Source organism: Bradyrhizobium liaoningense (assembly GCF_018130955.1).
Lineage (GTDB): Bacteria > Pseudomonadota > Alphaproteobacteria > Rhizobiales > Xanthobacteraceae > Bradyrhizobium > Bradyrhizobium liaoningense_C.
Genome location: NZ_JAFCJM010000121.1, coordinates 1 through 7,203 on the forward strand (window position 1 = coordinate 1; position 7,203 = coordinate 7,203).

General features: G+C 57.8%; 8 protein-coding genes. 5 read left to right on the top strand and 3 right to left on the bottom strand.

Annotated elements, in window-relative coordinates; all coding sequences use genetic code 11:
- Both JQ632_RS38645 and JQ632_RS40565 read left to right on the top strand, forming a co-directional pair.
- Nucleotides 1-423: recombinase family protein (locus tag JQ632_RS38645; RefSeq protein ID WP_212407960.1), on the top strand; the 423-nt coding region annotated here is incomplete at its 5' end.
- Nucleotides 424-513: 90 nt separating this feature from the next.
- Nucleotides 514-1,035 carry a recombinase family protein gene (locus JQ632_RS40565; protein ID WP_409363545.1) on the top strand — a complete coding sequence of 174 codons (522 nt, stop codon included), beginning with the start codon at nucleotides 514-516 and terminating at the stop codon, nucleotides 1,033-1,035.
- A gap of 358 nt (nucleotides 1,036-1,393) precedes the next feature.
- On the opposite strand, the gene JQ632_RS38655 is transcribed toward JQ632_RS40565, so the two are convergent.
- Nucleotides 1,394-1,618: a hypothetical protein gene (locus tag JQ632_RS38655; protein WP_212407962.1), complete on the bottom strand. Its 225-nt coding sequence runs from the start codon at nucleotides 1,616-1,618 to the stop codon at nucleotides 1,394-1,396.
- Nucleotides 1,619-2,404: 786 nt separating this feature from the next.
- Between JQ632_RS38655 and JQ632_RS38660 the strand changes: the two genes are divergently transcribed.
- A complete protein-coding gene (locus tag JQ632_RS38660) occupies nucleotides 2,405-2,662 on the top strand; it encodes a hypothetical protein (RefSeq protein ID WP_212407963.1) in 258 nt (85 codons plus the stop codon).
- Nucleotides 2,663-2,669: 7 nt separating this feature from the next.
- Here JQ632_RS38660 and JQ632_RS38665 read toward each other — a convergent pair whose 3' ends face one another.
- The gene (locus tag JQ632_RS38665) at nucleotides 2,670-3,047 is read right to left on the bottom strand and encodes an NUDIX hydrolase (protein WP_212407964.1); all 378 of its coding nucleotides are present in this window, start codon (nucleotides 3,045-3,047) and stop codon (nucleotides 2,670-2,672) included.
- 632 nt (nucleotides 3,048-3,679) lie between these two features.
- On the opposite strand from JQ632_RS38665, the gene JQ632_RS38670 reads away from it, so the two are divergent.
- On the top strand, nucleotides 3,680-4,504 hold the full coding sequence (locus JQ632_RS38670) for a hypothetical protein (protein ID WP_212407965.1): 825 nt from the start codon (nucleotides 3,680-3,682) through the stop codon (nucleotides 4,502-4,504).
- Nucleotides 4,505-5,388: 884 nt separating this feature from the next.
- Complete coding sequence (locus tag JQ632_RS38675; RefSeq protein ID WP_212407966.1) at nucleotides 5,389-5,880, top strand: hypothetical protein; 492 nt, start codon at nucleotides 5,389-5,391, stop codon at nucleotides 5,878-5,880.
- A gap of 587 nt (nucleotides 5,881-6,467) precedes the next feature.
- Here the strand turns inward: JQ632_RS38675 and JQ632_RS38680 are convergent.
- Entirely contained in the window at nucleotides 6,468-7,004 is a 537-nt protein-coding gene (locus tag JQ632_RS38680) for a DUF1003 domain-containing protein (RefSeq protein WP_212407967.1), read from the bottom strand.
- Between the last annotated feature and the right edge of the window lie 199 nt (nucleotides 7,005-7,203).

A 7,203-nucleotide genomic window follows, 5' to 3' on the forward strand; every position in this document is an offset into this window, starting at 1 on the left:
TCGCACCGGAGCCATGTCCTCGCCGCACCGGCTCCGATCAAAAAGAAGAGGCTCCGCGGCCTTGGGCGGATGCTTACATTGAAGCGGTTGCTCGAGCACGTCCAGAGCGGCGATACCGACTTCGGCAATATCCTGGTCTACGACGTAAGCCGCTGGGGCCGCTTCCAGGATATCGACGAAAGCGCACACCACGAGTTCGTTTGCAAGCAAGCCGGCATCAAGGTCGCCTACTGCGCCGAGCAGTTTGAGAATGATGGCAGCATGCTGTCGAGCATCGTCAAGAACCTTAAGAGAGTAATGGCAGCCGAGTTTAGTCGCGAGCTATCGGCCAAAGTCCATGCCGGCGTTTGCAGGTTGGTTCGCAACGGCTATGCGCCCGGTGGCCGAAAAGGCTTCGGAATCGAACGCGAATTGGTTGACTAGAAGTCTCAGTCTCGGGGCGTTTTAAAACCAGGCGAGCGCAAATTCATCGCCACCGATCATATAAGGCTAAGACCTGGCGACAGGGATGAAGTGGCAATAGTAAGGTGGATGTTTACTCGGTTCTTGGAAGTGAAGTCAGAAACTGTCATTGCCGACGAGCTAAACCGCAAGGCCATTCTAACCTCAGCGAGGAGACGCTGGACTCGATACTCTGTCACTCGGGTTCTCAAGAATGAGAACAACATTGAGAATCTAGTTTACAATCGTCACTCAAAGAAGCTGAATAGCCGCTTAGTACCCAACCCACCAGAACTGTGGGTTCGAACCAAAGGCTGCATCGAACCTATCATTGAACGCCAAACTTTCGTTGAGGCAAACAAGATCATCAGCGAGCGTCGAGTAGACCTCTTGACCGAGGACGAAATGTTGTCTCGGTTGCGTAAGACGCTGATGGAGGAAGGACGTCTAAGTCCAAGGATCATTGATCGAGCCGTAGGTCTTCCCTCTTACCCCACATACAGGGCACATTTCGGCAATTTGCGAAATGCCTACAGGTTGATTGGCTACACCTCAAATCGGAACACTGAATATCTTGATCACCGGCAAATGTAGGCTGAGGAAAAAGCCAAGCTCGCGGCGCAAGTCGCCGAGAAGCTCAAGGCGGCTGGGGTGCGCTTCCGATGCTCGACTGACTGCAAGTTGAAGAGAGGCTTGAGCATTTCTTTTCGAACTGCCCGATGGCGGGCCGGGGCAAAGGCGAACCATGCTTGCTATTGGATCATCCAACGCGGAGGGATGCCTGACGGATGGATCGCTGCCATCCGTTTGACCGAGCAGAGCAGATCCGTGTTTGATTACCTATTGTTGTCAACAGACGGGACGAGCGGTCGAACGGTCAAATTCTCGGAGAGAGCCCGCATACGGCGCCGGATGAGCCGCTACGAAACGCCTCAGGCGCTGGCTCGTGCAGTTATCCGACGTGTAACCATGCCACGCCGTACTTCCCTACCCAAGCCAGCGCGGCCGAACAAGCCATCGAAATCAAACCAGCCCAAAACCAAGAGCGCCCGCACGCGGCGCTGATCGAGCGCAGATAGAGAAAGGCGCCGAGGAGTGCTCCATAGTTTCTTCTGAAATCGCCGTTGAGCTTGGCGATCTTGGCGAGATCACAGGACTGTTCGACTTGTTCGGACATGAGGGCTGGTTCCCCTTCGGTGAGTTAAACCAGCACCCCATCTACATCCGATTTGCCCGACGGCACAAGCGTAATTTCCGATTTTCAGCATAATGTGAAGGCCCCGCCCGTGAACCGGGGGGCCCAGGTCTTCACCGCATCGTCGCGAACGATTCCCAGCGAACGAGAGGAAATATACCCAGTTACTCGCACGCTCGAATACCGGGAACGTCAACGTCCTGTGGCCTACGACAGTTTCCCTATCGGGAAAAATTGGCATCGAACACTTGGAAGTCTAAAATCTCTTTCAAATCCCTTGTCCCAATGAGTCGGGGTACTCAGCCGTGGGTATTTACCTACTGTCTCTGGTGGCGTGCGTTGTTGGGATTTTGCTCTTCGTGGCATTCTGCCGATAGGTCCGACAACGAGCGCAACAGTTGCATTGAATCCTCAGCCGATGGCCGAAATTACGCGTTTCGGCTGCTTGTTTTTGACTGTGCACGGACCGGCGCGTTGAACTCCCAGACGGGAGGCGAAAACGTGACGTGGCTGCTTGTCGTGCTCATCGCTGCCAGCGCAGCGGTCTTGATCGCCCACGCGATCGACGCAATGCGCTCACGCTAGTTCGGCTCTTCTGCGCGAGCTAGGACTACCGTTGTGGCCATTCCATAGCCGTCGGCGCAGATCGCTGGCCCGCCGAATTAAGGCTTAGCCACAGTTCGTTTGACACCGTCTGCGGCAAGCACTGCGTCGACGTGCGGCCGACTTCAACTGGAATAAGCCAGTGGTCCCGGCTATGGGATATCGATGAAGCTCAGCGCCGAACGTTCCTACGCCAACCCTGAAGCCGCCGCCCGCAAGCTGGTCGAACTCGCCTCCGGAATCGAGCCGGTGCAGGATGGGCGCATCCATATCGAAAAGATCAACGCGCCGTTCCTCTACACGCTCAAGGCTAGCGGGGCCGAGTTTGGCGCCGGGATCAAGCATGCGATCGAGAAGGGCTGGCTCGAGATGCACGAGAGCGGCCCCTATGTGCGGCTATTGAAGACAGCGGACGCCAATTGAGGCGGTCTTACCGAGGCTGTTTTGGAAACAGCTTGTCACGGATATAGCGCGACGTTGGCGTTAGCCTGAGGCCCCTGGGTTTGCACCAAGCAGCCTTGTCGATCGCCTGCTTGTCGCCGATCTTCAAGCGGCCGGAGACCTTCGTAGCCACGAAGATCGCATCACTCATCTTGCGCCCAGACTGACGGTTCTTGGCCTTCACTTCCTTCCAGAGCTTCACGGGTCCGAGCTTGATCTTCGGCAATTCCTCCCCGATTTCGCGGCGAAGGCACTTCCGCTCGCTTTCGCCAACGCGCCTGCGGCCACCCGGAAACATCCAGAGCCGATCGCTCCGACTTCTCACGAGGAGCACCCTCCCCTTTCTTGCTGTCGAGGACTTCGCCATTTCCGAACCAGGCTAGGTCAGTGTAGCTTTCAGCTGCGTTGTCGTTGTCCTGACCGCCGGGGCATGCCTCGGTAGTTTTCCGGATAAGATCCGGCATGGAACTCGGGCAAACTCAGAGCGATGCCAACGGGTTCCAACGACGGTCCCCAACTCCCGATCTGCGAGGCGTGCGGGCGGCAAATGACGCTCTTGGGCGTGCTGCCGGCGGTCGGCAACAGGCCCGTCATCCGCGTGTACAGGTGCTTGCCCTGCGGAAAGATAAAGGCCCTCCAGGAGGAGTAAGCGAGCATCGCGTGCCTGGCAGGGCCCGATCCTGATTCGCAAAATGCCGCACCTGCCCCTATTTTCCGGCAATGCGTATGGCCTATGAGCTCTGCCTGGCGAGCGCCGGCAAGCAGGTCCCGCCAGGACCGGACTGGATTCACGAAGTGAAGCACGACGGCTACCGATATTGGCCTGCCGTGCACTCACCAGGGTCCTTCCGCCGTGAACATAGTTTCGCCTTCTCAACTGCGTTAAAATTGCCTGCTCATCCATGCGAAAGGCTTGACTTCGTCCGTTGAAAGTTACCCGCCGTAGCGGGTGCGCTGATGGCTTTCCGGGGGCACCATTGCATCTATATGGAGCGCCAGATGACTTCCACGCTGGACGACAAGTTCGCGGAAGAGCAGATCAGGAAATGCTTAGCGGAGCAGTTCTCTAGCTTGGTGACCTTGGCGCGCGACGAGAAAGTCGGTCCTTTGGCCCCGCCGACCAAGGTCCGGACGTCGCGCGCCCCGCGGCCAACGGGTCATCGAATGTTCGGTTGGCGCTATGTGGCTTTCATCGCTCCTCTATTGGCGGCATCTATTGGTGCCGCTGCGTGGCGATCGTCACCTTCCGTTGATTCGGCAGTGATGGCCCACTCGGGCCCGGCAGCTCTGATGCAGGCCGCGCCGAACGACGTCGCGCTGTCTGCTGTTTCCCTATCCTCAAATTTTGCGCAACAGCTCCGACCGATAGCGCGCGATTTCGCTGCGTTGAGGCAAACGGTGGAACTGCTCAAGGTGAGTCATGAACACTTGGTCCGCGACAACGAAAATCTCGCGAGCCAACTCAAGGCGAGCCGGGAGGAATTTGCACGGAACCAGGGTACACTCGACGAGATCAAAGCGACGCAGATCCAGATGGCGCGCGAAAACCAGACACTAACCGAGCAGCTCAACGCGAAGCAGGAACAACTCGCCCACATTATTGCCAATGCCTCAGCACCACAGGTAATGCCTGAAGAGCCACAGGTAATGCCTGAAGAGCTAAAGGTGAGCCCCGGAGAGCCAAAGGCGATACCCGAGATACCTTTGCCGCGTCCGCGGCCGTCGGCCCATGTCGCCCAGATGCCAAAGGCGCCGCAAAACCTGGCGCGGTCGCAGGCCATAAAACCGCAATCGTCATTGGCATGGCCTTGGTCAATGCGCTAGTGCAGCACAAATCCCGCACCGCAAATGAGCGTGATGGCTGTAGTACACATGGGCTGTTGCTTCGAGAACGTAAGGCGAAAGAAGCCTTCGCGCTCACTTGCGACAACTTCGGCATTTCCTGCCGAGACAGCTAGCTGAAAAGGAGCCCGTCCACCTAGGAGCCGGCGAGCTACGAATGCACACTTTCGCGGGCGGCTGCCGGAGCACCACCACGGTCCGCGGCTACTTTTAGGTGGCTTGGCCGTTCCCCCGTTGAGGGAAACTGTTTGCATTTCAAAAAGTGCATTTTGGGAGTGCAGGGATCATGGTCAAATTATTGGAAGATCTGTTGTGGTGCGCGGCGCTCGCAACCTGGTTAATGCTTTTTTGCGGCTTCGCAGTCGCGGCCCTTCGCCCACTTGCAAAGCGCATTCGTCTCTTTATCGAACTTGGGCTGAAGGCTCCAACCAAATGAGGACCGTGTTGGACACGCTCTCCGGGCTGCAGCTGGCTAACTGGCTGATTATCGGCGGAGGCATTTTAGTTGTGGTGGGCGCGGCCGGTCTTTTAGTCGCTCGTCGCAACCCGTAAATTTCCCAATATCACCTCCCCGCCAGTTCATTCAATCATCCCGAAATGAGGTCGTCGAAGCCAGGACAGAGGCCGAACGGAAGCGGCTTGCGTGGTTGGCGCGTCGTCGTGTCGTGTCGGAGATAGCGGCGGCACTCGGGAGGCACGCCGGATCCGCGAGGAGAATGGCGCGCGCAATGGGACTTGTCCTGAAGAAGTGATTGCCACTTCCAGATGGCAGCCGCACCGACGATCAACGCACCGAGAGTGCGCTGGCACGCTCTAGTTTACCCCTCCAGTCAGGTGTAGACTGCACTCCAGTAGAGAAGGAGGGCATGATGAAAACCGTCTTTCTTTCAACGCTGATCGTTGTACTTTCGACGAGCGCCGGCTTCGCCCAACAACCCGTGCAGTGCCGAAGCTTTGAGGCGACAATTGCGCTTCAGCCGACCAACGACGGTTGCTCAAGTCAGATCGACCTTTGCACTGTCGGAACAGTCATGAGCAATGAGCCCGCTCTAAGCGGCGCAACGTGGCTTTTCACGGCGCACGGAATGGCCGAAACGGCAGGGCTGCCTTCGTTGTCCAAGACACTGCAATCTTACGCGGGAACGGTGCTAGTCACGGCAAAAGGGGGAACATTCACGACCACCACTGCTGGCATGTACGACACCGAGCCGCCGGCCTTCAGCCAACTGGATAAGATCGTCAAGGGGACCGATCGATTCAGCAACTCCACCGGCCGGCTCATTTTTCTCACCGGCGTCGGTCGGCAAGGTGGCGGATTTGATTCGCACGCTCGCGGTGAGGTATGCGTGAACGATTAACGAGTTGGGACCGGCTACAGAGGGGGCTTCCACGTTAAAGTCGCGCGGTCGTGATCCTCGAGGGGCCCCGAGCCGACCTTCCAAAAGCATCCTCGCGGGGACTAACACGACTCAACGCGCCCTGCGCCACGCGCCGCATTTGGCCGGGGCGAGCGGTGACCATCGAGACGTGATACGCTGCACCCGTCTCTTCAAGCTCCGAAGGATCGAATGAAGTGGCGAGAGTTCTTAGCGGCTACTGCGGCCTTGCTCGTTTCGCCAAAACGTTCGTGGGTGCAGGGGTCCGCCGTCGGCTCGGCTTTCTTGCAATCGGTGATGAGAGCGCGCAGGCCCTGAATCAAGCCCCTTGGGTCGTTTGATGGGCTGCTAAGCCACGGGTGGATCGACGGAGAAAACTTGATTATCGACCACCGTTTTTCTCACCTCCGGACCGACTTCCAGGTTCAGTCGCGACGACATCAGAATCGTGTTGATAGAACTTGCTCGCGCGCAACGTACGCAAAAGTCCTGGAGCCTCTCCAGCGCACTGCCTTTTCAGGCACCTAGTAACCACACTCGGCGAACTCGCGGCCTGGCATGTTTGCCGCTTACCCCATCGCCTCATCTTTTTCCTCCCGCTCCCTCAAATCCTGTGCAATCTGGTCGACTTCGGTCTCATCCGCGAGTTGCTCGCTCTGTGCGTCTTTCTCCACTGGACATTTCAGGTGAGCCGCGATCCGCTGTAGCAGCGCAAGTGACATCGTTGACTCCCGCTCAGCCGGTAAATTGATCTGCAGTTCGAGGTGATTGCGTCTTTCGAAGGCCTGGTCCGAGATATTCTGCCGGATAAGGACGCAGGAGGTCAGAAGCACGGCCTCTAGCGCCAGCACGACTGACAGTAGGGGAAACGGATATTCGTCAAACCGCCAGCTCAGGGCCGCGCAGGTATTGATCCACAGCCATAGACCAACACCGAGAGATTGGAGGGCAAAGAAAAAGGGGATGCCTACGAAGCGGCCCACAGCATGGAGCGCGCGGTGGTGGATCTGGAGCTCTCGCTCGTCCTGTTTCTCGATGCGAAGTATCGCCTCGATGTTACGGGCGGCGGCGCCCGAGCGCTGACCGGATGGCGTGCTCTCGGCCACTTAATCTGCCGCCCGTTCGGCGGCGCGCCGAGCCCTTCGCCCGGTAGCTTTGACGCTCTCATTCCCGGCTTTTTCCGCCCTCGCGCGAGACTCGCATTTCGTGCGCAATTCCTCGAGCTCATTGACCTTGCCCCCAAGTTTTATCCAATCCTGAGTTCGCTCCGGCTGTTGGATTTGCCCGGTTGGGCGGTGGTAGCGA